Source organism: Elusimicrobiota bacterium (assembly GCA_016721625.1).
Lineage (GTDB): Bacteria > Elusimicrobiota > Elusimicrobia > FEN-1173 > FEN-1173 > JADKHR01.
On record JADKHR010000001.1, the window covers coordinates 739,178 to 756,357 of the forward strand.

Here is a 17,180-nt window from a genome sequence, read left to right on the forward strand (position 1 = left end):
GTTAAGGGGTCGCCAGAGGCGCGCGGAGTTGCGCGCCGTGGTCCCGGGCGAGCCCGGCCGGGACCCGGTCTTGAAGCGCATGGGCTTCGGCGTCGGTGAGGGTTCGATCGGGATGGCGGAAGGTCACCCGAAAAGCGAGACTCCGCGTTCCGGCCGGAAGCCCCTTCCCCGTGAACACATCAAAAAGTTCCACTCCCTCGACCCACTCGCATTCCCGCTGAATGGAGAAAACGATGGACAACCACGGAACGCCTTCTGGAAAGATCAAAGAAAAATCGCGGACCACCGCCGGTTGGCGGGAGAGGCCTTCAAATTTCGGCTGAAGAAAAACGCCCGACGCGGCCACGGACAAATTCAACTCGCCCACGAAGGTGTCGGGGGGAAGTTCCCAGGCCTCCGCCTGACGGGGGTGGATCCGGCCGTAGACCCCGAGACGGTTCTCCCCCAACCAGATCGACTGGGATTCCACCGGGTGGAGAAAGGGGGCGTCTCCGACGGCGAACCTTGTTCCGGCCAGACGCCAATCTTTGACGGCCGCTTTGGTCCAGGCCCGGGCATCCCAAATTTCCAAGGGGCGCGACCGGAACCGCCAGTGGTCCCCATGGTCTCGGCCCGTGGCCACCCAGGCGAAATGGTCCGCCTCGAGCACCGCTCCTTTTTCCCCGTGGAAAACCCGGGCGATTTCGAACAGCCGGGCGTTGCCGTTTCCCCGCCGCACATTTCCGGCGAGGCAGGCCAGGAGGTTGACCAGAAGGCTGGGGTTCAAACATTCTCCCGTCAGCGAGAGAGGATTCGATAGCTCCGGGGGGTTTTCCGCCGTGGGACCGCCCCAGCGATCCCAGAGAGCCCGGGGGACCAACCCGCTCTGGGCGGCCTCCCAGAACCCGAGAGAGATCCACCGTTCCCGCGCGGAGCGGGCCAAGGAACGGAGACGGGTCGGCGGTTCCGAGGAAACGCCGGCGCCCCGAACCCGGCCCACGATGCGGTCATACCCGATGCGGCGGGCCACTTCTTCCAGAACGTCCGCCGGTTCCCGGACATCGGCCCGATGGAGGGGCGGGGTCACGTGGACCAGCGAACCTTGAACGTCGCAGGAAAAACCAAAACTTTCAAGAGCCCCCCGCACCTCGCTGGGAGAGAGCGATAGGCCCAACCGCTGGGACAACCCTTCCAGGGAAACCGCCATGGGAGCGGGTTTGGCGAACCCCTCGTTCACGTCTTCCTCCGCCGTGAGCCTTCCCCCGGCCCCTTTCAAGAGGAGGTGCGCGGCCCGGCGGCTGGCGAGCTCGGCCATGTCGGGATCGGTCCCGCGTTCAAATCGGAAAGAACTTTCCGTCGACACGTTCAGGCGGCCCCGGGCCCGGCGGACCTGGGAGGGAAGGAAATGAGCGCTTTCCAGCAAGACATCCGTCGTGCCACTCCCGACGGCGGTGGGTTGCCCGCCCATCACGCCCGCCGCCGCGACGGGCCCCCGGCCGTCCGCGATCACCAACACGCCATCGACGGCGCGGGTGACGCCGTCCAAACACTCCAATTTCTCATGGGCGCGGCCCCGGCGAACGATCACGCTCCCCCCGTCCAGCCGGGCCCGATCGAACACATGAAGCGGATGGCCGAGTTCCAACAAAACGTAATTCGTCACGTCGACGAAATAATGGATCGATCGGATCCCGCAACGCTCCAGTCGGAGCCGCATCCACAGGGGGGAGGGCTCCGGCCGAAGCCCCTCCAGGACGCGGGCGACGTAACGGCCGCACAGGGTCGGTTCCTCCACGCGGACGAGGCCGGTTTTTTTCTCCACTGGAGGAAGACCCGTTTCCGGAAAAACAACCTTTTTATCCAGGCCGGCCGCGATTTCCCTCGCCAACCCCCAATGGGAAAGAACGTCGGGACGGTTGGGGGTTATTTCCACTTCCAAAATCACGTCGTTCAAAGCCAAGGTGCGGGAGACCTCTTCTCCCAAGGGTGCCTCTTCCGGAAGGAGATAGAGACCGGAATGGTCGTCCCCCAGCCCGAGCTCGCGGGCGGAACAGAGCATTCCCTGGGATTCCACCCCGCGAAGGGCGCGTTTTTCGATCACCATCCCGTCCGGCAATTTGGCGCCCAAACGGGCAAAAGGATATCGTTTTCCGGCTTCCACGTTGGGCGCCCCGCACACCACCGAGTGGCGCGCCGTTCCATCGAAGACGTCGCAAAGCTTTAATTTGTCGGCGTTGGGGTGTTTTTGAATGGTCTCCACCCGAGCCACCACCACTCCCTCCACGGGCCCGCCCACCGGGGTGATCGAAGCCACCTCGAATCCCTGCTTCAAGAGAAGCGCGGCGATCTCCGAAGGCGTTTCCGAGAAGTTCACGAACTCCTTCAACCAGAGGAAGGAGGCCTTCACGCGAAGTTCTCCAAAAAGCGAATGTCGTTTTCGAAGAAGAGACGCATGTCGTCCACGCCGTATTTGAACATGGCCACCCGCTCCACTCCAATGCCGAAGGCCCAGCCGGAATATTTTTCCGGATCGACCCCCCCGGCGCGGAGGACGTTCGGGTGAACCAACCCCGATCCGAGCATTTCCACCCACCCCGTCTGCTTGCAGACCCGGCACCCCTTTTGGCCGCACAACGTGCAGGAGATGTCCATTTCCAGGCCGGGTTCGACAAAGGGAAAATAGGAAGGGCGGAACCGGGTTTTGACCTCCGCGCCGCGATCGCCGAAAAGCCGTTCGGCGAAGAGGGTCAACACCCCCTTCAGGTCGGCGACGGAAATATCCGTGTCCACGGCCAGCCCTTCCACCTGGTGGAAAGCGTAGGAATGGGTGGCGTCCACGTTTTCGTGGCGGAAGACCCGACCCGGCGCGACGATGTAAACCGGCGGACGGTGGGACCGAAGGTAACGAATTTGAACGGGAGAGGTGTGGGTGCGCAAAAGCAAGGGGCGGCCCGTCTCGTCCGAGAAATCCTTCAGGTAAAACGTATCGTGGGAATCCCGGGCCGGATGGTCCGGGGGATGATTGAGGGCGTTAAAATTGTGGTCGTCGGTCTCGACTTCGGGGCCCTCCGCCACGCTGAACCCCAGGCGTCCGAACACGTCGGTGATTTCTTCCATCACCCGCGTCAGGGGATGGAGCCCCCCCCGAGGGCACGGGGTTCCCGGGAGAGAGAGGTCCAATTTTGTTTTGGAGAGGTCGGCCGTGATGCGGGCGGTTTCCAAGGCCTTCAGCCGAAGGTCAAGAGCCGTTTCCAGAGCCCCTTTTCAGCTCATTTCCCGTTCGCCCGACCTCGCGCTTTTCGTCACCTGAAAGAGCCGGCAACTGGCCCAGAATATTTGAAAGAAGTCCCTCTTTCCGACCAAGGTACTTCAGCCGGAAAGCATCCAGGGAACCAAGGTCGGCCAGGGCATCAAGCTCCTCCAGGCTTTTCGCCTTTAAGGAGTTCAGTTGGTCGAGGAGGGCCGACATCGGTTCGCTTTCGTCGCCCGGGGTTCGGTCGCGTGAGATCCGGGCCGGTCGCCCGGCGTGGTTACGCTTTGACGGCGTCGTGCTCTCGCGCGAGAGCGGTCAGTTTTTGGAAGGAAGGAAGATCCTCAGCGGCCATGGTGGCCAGGATTTTCCGATCCAAAACAACGCCGGCCTTTTTCAAGCCGCAGAAGAAACGGGAATAGCTCATCCCCTCCGCGCGGGAAGCGGCATTGATTCGTTGAATCCAAATGGCCCGGAGGTCTCGTTTCTTGTCCTTCCGCCCACGGTACATGTGCCGCATGGACATTTGAAGGTGTTGGACCACCATACGCCAACGAGTGCTTTTCGTCGCGTAGGCGCCTTTGGCCCGACGGAACCATTTCTTCTTGCGCTGACGTGTATAAACGACGCTTTTAACGCGCATAGGGCAAAAGGGCTCTGATCATGTCGGTTTGGGTTGTGTTCAGTTTGTTGTCCTTACGGAATCGGCGACGCCGATTGGACGACATTCCGATCAAAAGGTGCCGACGTCCCTGGGTTTGATGCATGATGTGGCCCTTGGCGGTCAGCCGGAAACGCTTCTTGGCGCCGCTATGGCTTTTAATTTTTGGCATGGTTTTTAACTCTTCGATGGTATTTAGTGTTTGAAAATGAATCCCGCTTTTCCCTCGGCCCAAAAGGTCCGACGGGCCTACTTTTTCTGCGGAGCCAGCATGAGAATCATCCGATTCCCAAACATCATCGGGGAAGACTCCACCGTGGCCGTTTCCCCCAGAATGATTTTAATCCGTTCAATGATCTTCTGGCCCAAATCTTTGTGTTCCATTTCCCGACCGCGGAACATGACCGTGATCCGCACTTTGTCCCGGCCTTCGAGAAACTTCTGGATGGCGCGCAACTTGGTGTTAAAATCGTGCTCCCCGATGCGGGGGCGAAACCGGACTTCCTTGACCTGCCCGCCTTTGGTGTGTTTACGGGCTTCTTTCTTCTGCTTCTCTTTTTCATAACGATACTTAGAGAAGTCCACCACCTTGCACACGGGCGGCGTGGCCAGCGGAGCAACTTCCACCAAATCCTTCCCCCGATCTTGGGCCGTGCGAATGGCCTCGTCGAGGTTTTTGACTCCCAGTTGGGTCCCGTCCTCATCGATCAGGCGGACCTGCTGGGCTCGAATTTGATGGTTGACACGCGGCGCGCCCGAATTGCTGGGCGGGGGCCGCTGAAAAGTTCTCGGGTAGATGCTCGTTGTCTCCTAAAAAAAACAGAGGAGGAGGTCCCCCTCTGTGTCGTAATGCCCCTCTATGTTAACAGAACCAAAAAACCATGTCAACAGGCCGCGAGTGTTTTTTAAAAACGTTCCGTCGTATTTCTCGGACCGAAGCGGCGGTTCAATTCTTTTTCGTTGAGACATCGACGGAAACGGGATCCGGCGAAAGCTGGGCTTTGGCGGCGTCCAAATTGGCCTGGGCTTCGGGGGCCCAAGGGGATTTGGGGAAGAGCGTGAGAAATCGCTCAGAGGTGGAACGAGATTCCTTTCATTGCTTCTGCGCCAAATGAAGGCGCCCCAATTCCATGAGACACCGGGGAACCAAGTAGTGATCGGGGAAATCCCGAACGAAAGACCCGTAGCGTTCGATGGCCTCGAGGAATTTTTGCATTTCCACGTCGGCGGCGCCCCATCCCACCAGCATCAGGGCCTTGTAGGAGGGAAACGACGCCTGGCCGAACCCTTCCTGATAATTTTCGGCCGCCTCTCCAAACTTCCTCTCCTGAAACAACATCTCCCCTTTGAGGATGTAGGCCTGCATGGCGACGGAATTGGTTCGATGGGCGGTCAAAACGTCTTCAAGGGTTTGGAGCGCTTCTTTGCGTTTGCCATGGGACGCCTGCATCCGCGCCATGGAAATCTGTTCGATCCCCCGCTCCGTCAGCTTGCTCCGATTGACGCCGATGGCAATCCCCAGACCGCTCCCCACCACCAACAAGCCAAACGCCAACCCGAACTGCGCCCGATGGGCAAAAAACCATTGAGCCAACTTCTCGCCTTTAGTGGCGGGCGCGAGATCTCGTCCCGGCAACGTGTAAATCGTGGAAGACATAGAAGACACCCTTTCTCATTTTTTGTCCGACATTTTCCGCCCACGCCCCCGGGCGGACTTGAACCACCAACCTTCTCCTTAGGACGGAGCCGCTCTATCCAGTTGAGCTACGGGGGCCTGGGCGGGAAACGTCGGATATTCTACCACGTCCCGGCCCCGCGCGGCCAACGATCGGAAACTCAATAATGAATGAGCGACCCCACTTCAAAATTCTTAAGCCTTTCCCGGCCTTTGAGAAATCCGAGTTCAATGACGAAGGCCGCTCCCACGGGAGCCCCTCCCGCCTCGGCCACCAGACGGAACACGGCCTCGGCTGTACCCCCCGTCGCCAAAACGTCGTCCACCACCAGAATGCGTTCCCCGGGACGAATCCCGTCCACGTGCATTTCCAACGTATCCTGCCCGTATTCCAATTGGTAGGTGGCGGAAATGGTTTTAAAAGGCAGTTTCCCCTTTTTACGAACGGGGACCACCCCCACCCCCAAACGCTGGGCCACGGCGGAACCGAAGATGAATCCCCGGGATTCAATGGCGATAATTTTTTCGGCCTTGAGCCGGGTCCCCATTTGAGACAGAAGTTCAATCACGTGGCCGAAAGACGCCCCGTCCCCCAAAAGAGGGGTGATGTCTTTAAATACAATTCCCGGCTTCGGAAAATCCGGAATCTCCCGAATGAATTTCTTGAGGTCCAGCCGAGGGGACGTCGCGAGCCCGCTCACAAAAGCCCCATCCGCCGCGTCACCCGTCGCAGGCGCGCCACGCCGCGTTCCTCCAACTGGCGCACGCGCTCCCGCGAAAGACGAAGTTTCCTTCCGACTTCTTCCAAGGTCATGGGATCCCTCCCGGTCACTCCGTACCGCATTTCTAAAATATTTTTTTCCCGCGGCCCGATCTGCTTTAGGGCGAAGGACAGATCGGTGCGAACGCGAAGGAGGGAAAATATTCGTTCCGGTCCCTGGTCCGGACGGTCGGCCACAATGTCCCGGATAAAAATATTCTCGTCCTCGTCCAGCGGCATGTCCAAGCTACCCACCGGCTTGGCCGCCTCATGGGCGTCCACCACGCTTTTCATTTGGCGGGGGGAGAGGTGAAGGCTTTTTCCCATTTCCTGCATTGTCGGGCTCCGACCCAGACTCACACGAAGGCGGTCCCATTCCCGAAACCATTTCCGAAGGGCTTCGAGGGCGTGGGGCGGGATGCGGATCAGTTTTGATTGTTCGTCGTACGCGCGGCGGACCGCCTGCTCGATCCAGTAAGAAGCGTAGGTGGAGAAACGAAACCCCCGTTTGGGGTCGAATTTGTCGACGGCGTGCATCAGGCCTAAGTTGCCTTCCATGATGAGATCAAGGAAGTCGACGCCGGATCGGTAATACTTCTTCGCGACCGGAATCACCAGCCTTAAATTGGATTCCACCAACCGCTTCTTCGCTTTTTTGTCTCCCTTGTTGGCGAGGCGCCACAGTTCAGAAACGTCGTCTTTGGAAACATCCTGAAGACGCTTGACGCCGTGGAAGTAAAGAGTGACCGAATCCAGGCTTTCCGTCATTCCAATGAACTCCTAAGGATCGACATTTCTAACGAATTTGAAAAAGTTCGTCTGGGTCGTTTTTGGCCGGGAGGGGCGCCTCTTCGGTGCGATCCACCCGGGCAAAAAAATGTTTTTGTTGAAGGTGCCGCAAAAGATCCGACAAGACCTCCGCGTTTCCTTCCGCTTCGACGGAAACGGACCCATCAAATTCGTTGCGCACCCACCCCCGCACGCCTCGCGCCAAGGCCGCCTCTTCGCAAAAAGCCCGAAACCCGACCCCCTGGACTCTTCCATCGAACCGCCACCGACGCCGAAGAATCATCGCCCCCGTTCCCCTGCCAAGCCTCCGATTGAACAACGCCCGCTACGAAGAAAAATCGGGGTGCGGGGTCCTGGGCGCCAGTGGCGCCCGTTTAGGGACGGCGCCGTTGCGGCGAATAGGCCGCAACGTTTGGCGCGGGCGAGCGACGGCGCGAACCCTGCCAGAACAGGCCCCGGGTCCCACGGTCCCCGAACGAAAAACGATCCCCTGCCGCCCTGCATGCAAACTTCCACCAAACGACAACCCTTACGAAGAAAAATCGGGGTGCGGGGTCCTGGGCGCCAGTGGCGCCCGCCTAGGACGGGCCGAATAGGCCCCGGGTCCCACGGTCCCCGAACGAAAAACGATCCCCTGCCGCCCTGCATGCAAACTTCCACCAAACGACAACCCTTACGAAGAAAAATCGGGGTGCGGGGACTTGAACCCCGGACCTCTTGGTCCCGAACCAAGCGCGCTACCAACTGCGCTACACCCCGTAAATGAATACCTCCGCCCGCCTTCCGTTTTCGAACAAAGCGCGCCTTCCGCCCCTCACACCGGGGCTCCAGGCCGGCCCGGCTGAAGCCGGTCGTCCCAAACGTGTGCCCTTCTCGGCACACGGGACCCAACGGCGCTACACCCCGTAAATGAATACCTCCGCCCGCCTTCCGTTTTCGAACCAAGCGCGCCTTCCGCCCCTCACACCGGGGCTCCAGGCCGGCCCGGCTGAAGCCGGTCGTCCCAGGCGTGTGCCCTTCTCGGCACACGGGACCCAACGGCGCTACACCCCGTAAATGAATACCTCCGCCCGCCTTCCGTTTTCGAACCAAGCGCGCCTTCCGCCCCTCACACCGGGGCTCCAGGCCGGCCCGGCTGAAGCCGGTCGTCCCAAGCGTGTGCCCTTCTCGGCACACGGGACCCAACGGCGCTACACCCCGTAAATGAATACCTCCGCCCGCCTTCCGTTTTCGAACCAAGCGCGCCGTCGGCAAAAACAAAATCATTTCTCGACGGAACCGGCCGCGGCGCTCACGATCCGATGACGGCAAACGGCTCGCCCGCCGCGTTCTCCCAGACGGGCTCGAAGCAAAACCACTGGTCGGCATAGAGGGCGAGGTATTTTCCCAATACTTGGGCCATCTTGTCCATTAGATTCTGCACAGAATCCGGCCCCTCCGGCCAAAACGGCTCCTCCACCACGATGCGGTAGCGCCCCGGCCCGTCCATCAGGATGAACCCGGGAAGGATCGGCGCGCCGAAACGACAGGCGAAAAGGAAGGGCCCTTTGGGAAGCCGCGCCGCGCGGCCGCACAAAGAAACCGGCACCCCGTCCTCCCCAAAAGGCCGATCGGCGAGCATCGCGATGGACTCATGCCGACGAAGGACCTTCGCCACCCCGTGGGCGGCGCCCCGACCCACCGCAAGGTAACTCAAACCCGGAGCCCGCCTCGCCTGGATAAAATTCTGCATGGCCCGGGACTGGTAGGGCTGAAACACGGCCGTCACCGGCCAACCCCACCCCGCCAACACTTGTCCGCCCAGCTCCCAGTTCCCCAGATGCGTTGTGAGAATGATCGTCCCGTGGCCGGCCCCGCGGGCCGATTCGGCGCGCTCGCGGCCCTCCACTTGAAGGTCCGCCATTTTTTGGCCGCTTAAAAAATCAGCCAAGGTCATTGCGAAATTTTCAAAAACCCGATCGACCTGGAACCGCGTCCCGAAATGGGCGTTGATGAGGTCCAGGTTTTTCCGGACCGCCTCCCGCTTAAGGGGGAAACATCGGCTGACGCCGCGACCCAGGGCGGCGGCCCATCGGTACCGAGTGTTTTCCGGAAGCGCCTGAACCAAACGGCTGGCCAGGGAAAGACCCAAAGCCCAAAACGATTCCCGTTTCACGAGCGGGAGGGAGACACAGGCCAGGAACGGCCCGGAAACCGCCGCGCCGAGGGCGAAACGTTTTGGGCCACGAGGGAAGCGATGGCTTCCGCCGCGTCCCGCGCGGCCCAGGGCCGCGCCAAGAGCCCGCCGTTTTCCCGCAGACGATCCAAGCGATCCCGATCAGTCAAAAGCTTTTGAACCACCTCCACCAAATCTTCCAGCGTATCCGCGCGAACCGCGGCCCCATGCCGAAGGAGATACTGGGCATTCCGTTCCTCTTGGCCGGGAATCGGCTGGATCATGACCATGGGGAGACCCTTGGCCAGGGCCTCGGAGGTGGTCAAACCGCCCGGCTTTGAAATTAAGAGATCCGCCGCGTCCATCAACCGGTGAACCGCGCGGGTGTGGCCCAAAACGTGCACGTGACGGTCCCCGGCAAAATGGCGGTGCATCTCCCGCAGAAGCCGCCGATTGTTGCCGCAGACCACCACCAATTGAAGCCCCACCGGCAGGCGTCGAAGCGCGTGAACGGCGTCCTCCAAAGGACCGAGACCGTAGTTGCCCCCCATCACCAGGACGGTGGGCCGATGGGGCGAGAGGCCCAAGGCCACTCGTTCCGCGCGACGGTCCCCGCGGGACGCGAAGTGGGGATCCACCGGAATCCCGGTCACGCGTATTTTTGATTCCGTGACCCCCAGACGCACCATCCGGCGGCGGACTTCGGAGGTGGGAACGAGATAAAGATCCACATGGGGCGAAATCCAATACTTGTGAACCCCGAAATCCGTCAGGATCCCCACCAAAGGAACCCGGATTTTCCCACGTTCTTTTAAAGCCGCCAACAATCCCACCGGCACGGCTTGCGTGCAGACCAGGCAGTGGGGCCGTTGCCGGCGAAGAACCTCGGCGATGCGGCGCGTGTTGAACAGGCTCAGGAACTCCCGAAGGTCCCGTGTGGCTTTTTCCACGTAAGGGTTGTCGTAGAGATAATCCCAAACCTGGGGCGCCACCTTGAGCAGTTGGATGTAAAGCTTGGAAATGATCTTGCCGAAAACCGGGTTCGAGTAGCTGATCGAATTGATGCCTTCACAAACCACCGGGGGTTGCTGACGGCGAAGAACCCCCATCACGGCCTCGGCCGCGCGTTGGTGGCCGCTGGCCGGCGATATATAACAGAAAAGCACCTTGGTGGGAGCGCTCATGGACGGCCGCCCGGCCGTCCCAACAAACCGATGGGATCAAACATTAGGGTGGACAAAGGGGATAAACGAACCGCCGCCTTTATGATGAAACATGTTTCCGGCCCGCCACATCGGGGCGGTGGGACTTCCCTTTCCCCCGCGCCTTCGGCACCGTCCGACATCCGATACATTGTCGGTGCCGTCCCGACTTCGGTCTGAATGACGGACGGGACGGCGCTCCGCCAAGGGCCGGGCGCCCTCGCTTCTTCTGCCATACATGGCAGCGCTCGGGTCGCCTTCAAGTCCCACCGTCGGAACTCTTTCGTGCCAGCTCCTCTTCTTTTGTTCCTGCGCAGACTTTATTTTTCCGGCCCGCCACATCGGGGCGGTGGGACTTGAACCCACGACCTCTCGCACCCCAAGCGAGTGCGCTACCACTACGCTACGCCCCGGTGTGAGGGGCCGGAAACCATAAAAAGATCTTCGATACGCCTTCAGGCGGCACCGTCCGTCCGGACATTTAAATCTTTAACCAGGAGGGCCAATTCCTGCCTTACGCCGCGCAAAACCTCCACGGCCGCCGAGGAATCCGTCAAAGCCAGGGGGACCTGGGTCGGTCCGCGTTTGGCCTCGGCCCGCAGATGCTTCTTGACGCCCGCCAACGTGAGGCCCTTCCCCTGAACCAGTTCCCGGACCTGGACGAGGGCCAGCACGTCTTTCCGGGAGAACCGTCGGTGCCCGGACCCCCGCCGGGCGGGGCGGACCAGGCCGATCGCCGACTCCCAATACCGCAAAACGTGGGGCTGGATGCCCGTGATCCGACAAACCTCGCCGATGGAAAAAAACTCTTTGTCCGTCGGAATACTCACAAGCATGGGAGAGCCCAATATACCACAAGCCGGACGGAAAATCAACGAAAAGGACGAGCCGGTGCCGTCCCTTTCCGACGCCACGGCCGTCCCGTGGACCGCTGACCCAGACCGAGGTAATGCGCCCGCCGCTCCGCGGGAAGGCGCTCGATCGCATACCTTAACATGGTCCGAGGCATATGGCCCGCGTGCCTATCGAGAAAACTTAATTCGGCGCGAAGCGTGCATCGTTTCCCACTTCCCGAAGCATCCATCCGACCGCTTTCCGGATCAGATCGTGGGGGTCGTCCACCAACCGGTCCGCCACGCGCAAGGCGGGGCCCGGGTCTCCCTGGCGGATAAAATGAAAAGTCGCCACCATGGCCATGCGCCGTTCCCAGAGATTGGAGGAACGAGCCAATCGATCTAACAGGAGGGGGCGCGCGGGATCTACGTGGGAGCCGAGCAGGGCCGGGGCCGAGAGGTCGACCAAGTCCCAATTATTCACCCCGCGGGAGTGAGCGAGATAGAACCGGTGCAGTCGACGCCGCTCGCCCCCCTCCGCCCGCCGATGGCGATCGTCCAAAAGCAGAACCGCCGTCAGACGATCCTCGTGCCAGGGACTGCGCAAAAGAGTGGACATCTCCCGGAGAGGCAACCCGCGGAATTCGCGAACCACCCGACGCTGAGAGGGAACCGTCACGCCGAGAAACCGGTCCCCCTCGCCGTAGTCCCCCCTCCCCGTTTTAAAAAATCCCGCCAAAACCTTGGCCTTCGCGGGGTTCCGAAGGCGCCGGAGCGACCGACGAACGTCCGCCGCCGTCGGAGCCGACGTCAAAGAAGTCCTTTGGCCATCTTGAACTTAATGCGGCGGCGGGGAGGAATCATCACGGGCTCGCCCGTGCGGGGGTTCCGCGCTGGCTTGCTTTTTCGCATAACCACGTGAAAACTGCCGAACCCCTGAACCACCACTTTGTTGCCTTCCTGCAAGGCCTTCCGCATGCCATCAAACACCTGCGTCACCGCGGCCTTCGCCTCCACCTGAGTGCCCACCGCATTCGATACCAACGCCACCAGATCGGCTTTGTTCATTTTCTCTCCTTAGGACGTCGTCTGTTTAATAAACGTTTGAATGTGCATCATCTCCGGCACGGGAGGCCGGGAGAGGAGATCCCGCATCGCGTTCCGAGCCGGTTTCCCTTCGTAGAGAACGCGGTACAGTTCCGAGATAATCGGGAGATCCAAACCGTGCCGGTCCGCCAACTGTTTGGCGCTCTTGGTCGTGGGAACCCCTTCGGCCACCATGGTCATCTCGGCCAGGGCCTGCGCCAGGGTCTTTCCGAACCCCATTTTTTCGCCGAAGGAGCGGTTCCGCGAATGGCGGGAAGTGCAGGTGACGATCAGGTCGCCCAAACCCGCCAAACCCAGGAACGTGATGACTTGGGCCCCCTCGGCCACACCGAGGCGAACCATTTCGTTCAACCCCCGGGTCATGAGGGCCGCTTTCGTATTATCGCCGAACCCAAGCCCGTCGGAAACGCCGCAGGCGACGGCGAACACGTTTTTCAGGGCGCCGCACAGCTCCACCCCGACGAAATCCGGGTTCGTGTAAACCCGCAAATGGTCGGCGTTGAAAATATCCACCAGGGTCTCCCGGAAAGGACCGGGCCCGGCGGCGACGACGGCCGTCGGGAGCGACCGAGCCACCTCCTCCGCATGGGACGGCCCGGCCAGAACGGTCACGCGCCCCGCCAAGGCGGGTTCCGCCTCCACGATCACCTCCGTCATCCGTTTCAAGGTGTCGTTCTCAATGCCCTTGGAAACGCTGGCCGCCCAGGCCCCGGGCGCCAGAGCGCCGCTCGCGCGGACCGCTTGAAAGGTTTTCCGCACGTGGGTCGAGGGAACCGCGTTTACAATAACCGGACGGTCCGCCAGAGCGGCCGCCAGGTCGCTGGTGACCCGAACGTCGGCGTGGAGAACCAAATGGGGCAAGGTCGGCAATCGGCGCGTGCGGGACAAGCGGTCGGCGTCGGAGGGAGAGAACTCCCACACGCAGACGTCGTGCCCGTTTTTCGCCAAGTGATCGGCCAGCGTGGCCCCCCAGCTTCCACCGCCTAGAATGGCAATCCTTTCTTTCATGAGGAGGTTCCTTTCTTCGACGTAAACAAAAGGGGAGGTTCCTGGCCCCGCCGGAGCCGTCGGATATTCGGCGCATGGCGAAGGATGACCACCACGCTAATTACCACGGCCAAACCCCATCGGGGGGTCGAGCTCCCCAACACCCCGGCGGCCACCGGGAGGGACGCCGCGGCCAGAATGGACCCGACGGAAACCCGTCGGGATAATAGGAAAGCGCCCAGGAACACCAAAAGAGCCACTCCCATGGGACCCGGGAGAAGGGCCAGAAAAACCCCCGCCGACGTCGCGACGCCTTTCCCCCCGCGAAACTTCACCCACACCGACCAGCTGTGCCCGCCCACCGCGGCCACCCCCGCTAAAAGCGGCCAAAAGTCTCCCCCGCAGACAACCAGGGCGATTCCCACGGAAAGGACCCCTTTGGCGATATCGATGAAAAGAGTGGCGATCCCCGCCGTTTTCCCCACGGAGCGAAAAACGTTGGTGGCCCCGACGTTGCCCGATCCGACGGTACGGATGTCAATCCCCTTCAACCAACGGCCCAGGAGATAGCCCGTGGGGATGGACCCCAGAAGATAGGCCGCTAGAACGACCAGCCACCCCCCCGTCATCTTTTCCCCTTCTTAAATTTCAAAACCAACGGCACGCCGGCCAACCCGTGGGCCTCCCGGAAAACTTTCTCCAGATGCCGTTCATAGGAAAAATGAACCTCTTCCGGGAGGAGGTTGGAACGGAGGACGAACACGGGCGGAGCCGACGCCACCTGGGACGCGCTGTAAAAGTTCATCTTGCGTCCCCGAAAAGAGTAGGGGCGTTCCTGAACCGCTTTCCAGAAAAAGGCCGTCAGCTCCTCATTCACAAAACGCCGGTGATACTCTTCCCGCGCGGTGCGGAGCGCGAGCAGAAGCTCCTCGATATGGTGCCCCGTCTTGGCCGACAGGAACACCAAGGGGCTATGCGCCAAAAAGGGCATGCCCTCCGGCGTGCGGTCCCGGAAATACCCGGCGCTGGGGGCGCGATCCGTCACGAGGTCCCACTTGTTAACGCCGACCACGCAGGCCCGGCGTTTTTCGTCGATCAACCGGCCCACGGCCACATCGCCCTCGGTCAAACCCTCCGACGCGTCCACCAAAAGCAGAGCCACCTCGCACCGGTCCAAAGCCCGCTCCGTCATGAGGCGGGTCAGCCCCTCCAAATCGTCGGCCTTGGACTTCTTCGAGCGGAGACCCGCCGTATCGATGAAAACGAAGTCCTGGTCTTTCCAACGCAGGGAACTGTCGATGGTGTCCCGGGTGGTTCCGGGCACCGGGGAAACGATCATGCGCTCCTCGCCCACCAAGCGGTTGGTCAAAGAGGATTTCCCCACGTTCGGCCGGCCCACGAGAGCCACCCGAACCGAGTTCGGGTCCAAGGCCGATTCCTCGCCCTCCTTCGGGGGCCCGCCCGTGCGTTCCTCCAAGGCGTCCAAAAGTCCCGTGATGCGCCGGCCGTGGGAAGCCGACAGAGTGAGCAAGGTGGGAAACCCCAACCGAGCGAAATCCCCGAGGATCGCGTCCCGCCGTTCGTCGTCCGCCTTGTTGACGACCACAATCACCCGCTTGGCGATGGGGCGAAGGAGGCGCGCGAAATCCTGATCGCCGGGCGTCACCCCCTCGCCGGCGTCCACCACCCAGAGGACGGCGTCCGCCCGATGAATCCAGCGTTCCACCTGTGTCCGCACGGAGGCCATGACATCCTCCCCCGGCCCATAGCCGCCGGTGTCCACGATGCGATAGACCCGCCCGTTCCAATGGCAAACCCCTTCGATCCAATCCCGCGTGGTGCCGGCGATGGGAGAGGTGATGGCCCGGCGCTTCTCGCAAAGACGGTTGAAGAGCGTTGATTTCCCAACGTTGGGGCGGCCCACGATCACCGCGCTGGACGGCGCCCCGCTCAACCCAGTTCTCCCAAAGTCTTCGAACCCACCCACACGTAATCCGCCGTCGACAAAATCGTCACGAACACCATGGGCCACAGCATGGCGGCCGGCCACGTTTGTCCGGGAAACGCCAGGGCGGCCATCACCGTCGTCATCTGCATCAAGGTCGTGGCCTTGCCCAGCCAGCGGGGGTGGACCACATAGTTCCCCGTGAGGATCGTGATCACGTTCCAGCCCAGGAGGATCATGAGGTCCCGGGAGAACACCACGATGAACACCCACATGGGAACGCGGCCCAAATGGACGAGGACCAAAAAAGAGGAGGACAAGAGGAGTTTGTCGGCGATGGGGTCGAGGAATTTCCCCAGGGTGGTCTGCTCGCCCCGCCATCGCGCCACGGCGCCGTCCAGCACGTCGGAGAGCGCGGCCAGAATGAAAATGTAGAGGGGCCACAACCGCTCCCCCCGGAGCAATAGAATCACCAGGAGCGGCGTCAGCAAAAGACGAACGATGGTGATCCGGTTGGCCCAAGTCAGGCGCCGGGCGCGGCGCGGGGTTCCTTTAACGGACACGGCGCAACTCCTTTTCAATGTAACCCCAGCTTTTTGGGTCCAGTTTGACCCGGAAGCGCGTCCCGGCGGACACCGGCTTCTCCGAAAGGACGCGCCCGGTTCCGTACAGCGACGGCAGGAGATCCCGTCGATCGTGAGGGAGAACGAACGAGTGTTCTTCGAGCCCCGCCTCCAGCTTCTCTTCAATGAGGTGGAGAAAGGCGTCCAAACCGTCGCCCGTTTTCGCGGAGACCAGGGTGTGCCCATCCCTCCGAGCCCGCTGGCGTTGCGGCGCCGTGAGCGCGTCGGCTTTATTGAAAAGGTCCAAGCGGGGCAATTGATCCGCCTCTAAGGTGGTGAGAACGTCCTCGACCACCCGCCGTTGTTCCAGCCACGCTGGGTTGGAGGCGTCCAGCACATGGACAAGGAAGTCCGCATCCCGCGCCTCTTCCAACGTCGCGTGGAAAGCCGCCACGAGATGGTGGGGCAAACGCTGGATGAACCCCACGGTGTCCACGAACAACGCCAGCCGCCCGCCCGGAAGCTTGACCCGCCGGGTGGTGGGATCGAGGGTGGCGAACAATTTGTCGTCCGAGAGAACATCCAGGGCGCGGCTGGTGTGGAGGGCGTTTAAGAGAGTGGACTTGCCCGCGTTCGTGTACCCCACGATGGCCACCAGAGGGAGCGTGGTCTTCCGCCGATTGTCCCGTTGGAGGGACCGCTGGGCGCGAACGCCGTCCATTTCGCGCTTCAGCCGCACGATCCGCTCCCGAATGCGCCGTTGCGAAATTTCCAGTTTCCGTTCGCCGGGACCGCGGGTCCCAATCCCGCCGGTCTGCTGTTCAAATCGTCCAAACCGTTCCGTCACCCGCGGCAGAAGATAATTCATCTGCGCCAACTCGACCTGAAGTTTGCCCTCCCGGGAACGCGCCCGCTGGGAGAAAATGTCCAAAATGAGCCGCGTGCGATCAATGATCTTGGCCGGGATGATCTCCTGAAGATTTTTCTGCTGGCTGGGCGAAAGTTCTTCGTCGAAGACCACCGCCACGAGTCCTTGGGTCCGGACCAACTCCGCGATCTCCTCCGCCTTGCCCGCGCCGATCAACGTGGCCGGATCCCGCCGGGCTCGCTCCTGCACGACGGTAAACTCCGCCGCGCCGCCGGCCGTTTCCAACAAGCGTTTGAGTTCCTCCAGGGAGGCCTCCGAGGCTCTGTCGTCCGTGCCTTTCAATCGAATCCCCACCGCGGCGGTGCGTTCCATGGCCGCTATTCTAGCGTTTCCTGAAAACTTAGGG

General features: G+C 61.5%; 17 protein-coding genes, 3 tRNA genes and 2 pseudogenes. All 22 read right to left on the minus strand.

The window, feature by feature from the left end; all coding sequences use genetic code 11:
- Position 1 precedes the first annotated feature (1 nt).
- The gene (locus IPP35_03135; protein ID MBL0058112.1) at positions 2–2,386 is read right to left on the minus strand and encodes a phenylalanine--tRNA ligase subunit beta; all 2,385 of its coding nucleotides are present in this window, start codon (positions 2,384–2,386) and stop codon (positions 2–4) included.
- Positions 2,383–3,448, minus strand: a pseudogene (gene pheS / locus IPP35_03140) (phenylalanine--tRNA ligase subunit alpha). Before pheS ends, IPP35_03135 begins: the two are co-directional and overlap by 4 nt.
- A 61-nt stretch (positions 3,449–3,509) precedes the next feature.
- Positions 3,510–3,872, minus strand: coding sequence for a 50S ribosomal protein L20 (gene rplT, locus IPP35_03145; GenBank protein ID MBL0058113.1), 363 nt, complete (start codon positions 3,870–3,872; stop codon positions 3,510–3,512).
- On the minus strand, positions 3,862–4,062 hold the full coding sequence (rpmI, locus tag IPP35_03150) for a 50S ribosomal protein L35 (protein ID MBL0058114.1): 201 nt from the start codon (positions 4,060–4,062) through the stop codon (positions 3,862–3,864). Before rpmI ends, rplT begins: the two co-directional genes overlap by 11 nt.
- Before the next feature lie 77 nt (positions 4,063–4,139).
- A complete protein-coding gene (gene infC / locus IPP35_03155) occupies positions 4,140–4,688 on the minus strand; it encodes a translation initiation factor IF-3 (protein MBL0058115.1) in 549 nt (182 codons plus the stop codon).
- A gap of 295 nt (positions 4,689–4,983) precedes the next feature.
- Positions 4,984–5,547, minus strand: a complete 564-nt coding sequence (locus tag IPP35_03160; protein ID MBL0058116.1) for a tetratricopeptide repeat protein — start codon at positions 5,545–5,547, stop codon at positions 4,984–4,986.
- A gap of 43 nt (positions 5,548–5,590) precedes the next feature.
- Positions 5,591–5,664: transfer RNA gene (locus tag IPP35_03165), tRNA-Arg, on the minus strand.
- A 62-nt stretch (positions 5,665–5,726) separates the two neighbouring features.
- Positions 5,727–6,239, minus strand: coding sequence for an adenine phosphoribosyltransferase (locus tag IPP35_03170; GenBank protein MBL0058117.1), 513 nt, complete (start codon positions 6,237–6,239; stop codon positions 5,727–5,729).
- 23 nt (positions 6,240–6,262) lie between these two features.
- Positions 6,263–7,093, minus strand: coding sequence for a sigma-70 family RNA polymerase sigma factor (locus IPP35_03175; protein ID MBL0058118.1), 831 nt, complete (start codon positions 7,091–7,093; stop codon positions 6,263–6,265).
- A 28-nt stretch (positions 7,094–7,121) separates the two neighbouring features.
- Complete coding sequence (locus IPP35_03180) at positions 7,122–7,397, minus strand: acylphosphatase (GenBank protein MBL0058119.1); 276 nt, start codon at positions 7,395–7,397, stop codon at positions 7,122–7,124.
- A 403-nt stretch (positions 7,398–7,800) separates the two neighbouring features.
- Positions 7,801–7,873: transfer RNA gene (locus tag IPP35_03185), tRNA-Pro, on the minus strand.
- A 532-nt stretch (positions 7,874–8,405) separates the two neighbouring features.
- Positions 8,406–9,269: a lysophospholipid acyltransferase family protein gene (locus IPP35_03190; protein ID MBL0058120.1), complete on the minus strand. Its 864-nt coding sequence runs from the start codon at positions 9,267–9,269 to the stop codon at positions 8,406–8,408.
- A complete protein-coding gene (locus IPP35_03195; protein MBL0058121.1) occupies positions 9,266–10,453 on the minus strand; it encodes a glycosyltransferase in 1,188 nt (395 codons plus the stop codon). The genes IPP35_03190 and IPP35_03195 overlap by 4 nt, the downstream gene beginning before the upstream one ends.
- Before the next feature lie 359 nt (positions 10,454–10,812).
- Positions 10,813–10,884: transfer RNA gene (locus IPP35_03200), tRNA-Pro, on the minus strand.
- Between the two features lie 42 nt (positions 10,885–10,926).
- Positions 10,927–11,307, minus strand: a complete 381-nt coding sequence (locus IPP35_03205; protein MBL0058122.1) for a MerR family transcriptional regulator — start codon at positions 11,305–11,307, stop codon at positions 10,927–10,929.
- A 35-nt stretch (positions 11,308–11,342) separates the two neighbouring features.
- Positions 11,343–12,118: pseudogene (locus IPP35_03210) on the minus strand (DNA alkylation repair protein).
- Positions 12,115–12,372 (minus strand): HU family DNA-binding protein, encoded by a 258-nt coding sequence (locus IPP35_03215; protein MBL0058123.1) that lies wholly within the window; start codon positions 12,370–12,372, stop codon positions 12,115–12,117. The pseudogene IPP35_03210 and the gene IPP35_03215 overlap by 4 nt, the downstream one beginning before the upstream one ends.
- A 9-nt stretch (positions 12,373–12,381) precedes the next feature.
- The gene (locus tag IPP35_03220; GenBank protein ID MBL0058124.1) at positions 12,382–13,419 is read right to left on the minus strand and encodes an NAD(P)-dependent glycerol-3-phosphate dehydrogenase; all 1,038 of its coding nucleotides are present in this window, start codon (positions 13,417–13,419) and stop codon (positions 12,382–12,384) included.
- The gene (plsY, locus tag IPP35_03225; GenBank protein MBL0058125.1) at positions 13,416–14,027 is read right to left on the minus strand and encodes a glycerol-3-phosphate 1-O-acyltransferase PlsY; all 612 of its coding nucleotides are present in this window, start codon (positions 14,025–14,027) and stop codon (positions 13,416–13,418) included. The genes IPP35_03220 and plsY overlap by 4 nt, the downstream gene beginning before the upstream one ends.
- The gene (gene der / locus IPP35_03230; GenBank protein MBL0058126.1) at positions 14,024–15,352 is read right to left on the minus strand and encodes a ribosome biogenesis GTPase Der; all 1,329 of its coding nucleotides are present in this window, start codon (positions 15,350–15,352) and stop codon (positions 14,024–14,026) included. Before der ends, plsY begins: the two co-directional genes overlap by 4 nt.
- Positions 15,349–15,906 (minus strand): CDP-alcohol phosphatidyltransferase family protein, encoded by a 558-nt coding sequence (locus IPP35_03235; protein ID MBL0058127.1) that lies wholly within the window; start codon positions 15,904–15,906, stop codon positions 15,349–15,351. Before IPP35_03235 ends, der begins: the two co-directional genes overlap by 4 nt.
- On the minus strand, positions 15,896–17,146 hold the full coding sequence (hflX, locus tag IPP35_03240) for a GTPase HflX (GenBank protein MBL0058128.1): 1,251 nt from the start codon (positions 17,144–17,146) through the stop codon (positions 15,896–15,898). The genes IPP35_03235 and hflX overlap by 11 nt, the downstream gene beginning before the upstream one ends.
- Positions 17,147–17,180: the final 34 nt, after the last annotated feature.

Excerpts from the sequence above, each read along its gene's own strand:
- rplT (MBL0058113.1), bottom strand. The coding sequence starts at position 3,872 with ATGCGCGTTAAAAGCGTCGTTTATACACGTCAGCGCAAGAAGAAATGG.
- rpmI (MBL0058114.1), bottom strand. The coding sequence starts at position 4,062 with ATGCCAAAAATTAAAAGCCATAGCGGCGCCAAGAAGCGTTTCCGGCTG.
- IPP35_03160 (MBL0058116.1), bottom strand. The coding sequence starts at position 5,547 with ATGTCTTCCACGATTTACACGTTGCCGGGACGAGATCTCGCGCCCGCC.
- IPP35_03175 (MBL0058118.1), bottom strand. The coding sequence starts at position 7,093 with ATGACGGAAAGCCTGGATTCGGTCACTCTTTACTTCCACGGCGTCAAG.
- IPP35_03180 (MBL0058119.1), bottom strand. The coding sequence starts at position 7,397 with ATGATTCTTCGGCGTCGGTGGCGGTTCGATGGAAGAGTCCAGGGGGTC.
- IPP35_03195 (MBL0058121.1), bottom strand. The coding sequence starts at position 10,453 with ATGAGCGCTCCCACCAAGGTGCTTTTCTGTTATATATCGCCGGCCAGC.
- IPP35_03205 (MBL0058122.1), bottom strand. The coding sequence starts at position 11,307 with ATGCTTGTGAGTATTCCGACGGACAAAGAGTTTTTTTCCATCGGCGAG.
- IPP35_03215 (MBL0058123.1), bottom strand. The coding sequence starts at position 12,372 with ATGAACAAAGCCGATCTGGTGGCGTTGGTATCGAATGCGGTGGGCACT.
- IPP35_03220 (MBL0058124.1), bottom strand. The coding sequence starts at position 13,419 with ATGAAAGAAAGGATTGCCATTCTAGGCGGTGGAAGCTGGGGGGCCACG.
- plsY (MBL0058125.1), bottom strand. The coding sequence starts at position 14,027 with ATGACGGGGGGGTGGCTGGTCGTTCTAGCGGCCTATCTTCTGGGGTCC.
- hflX (MBL0058128.1), bottom strand. The coding sequence starts at position 17,146 with ATGGAACGCACCGCCGCGGTGGGGATTCGATTGAAAGGCACGGACGAC.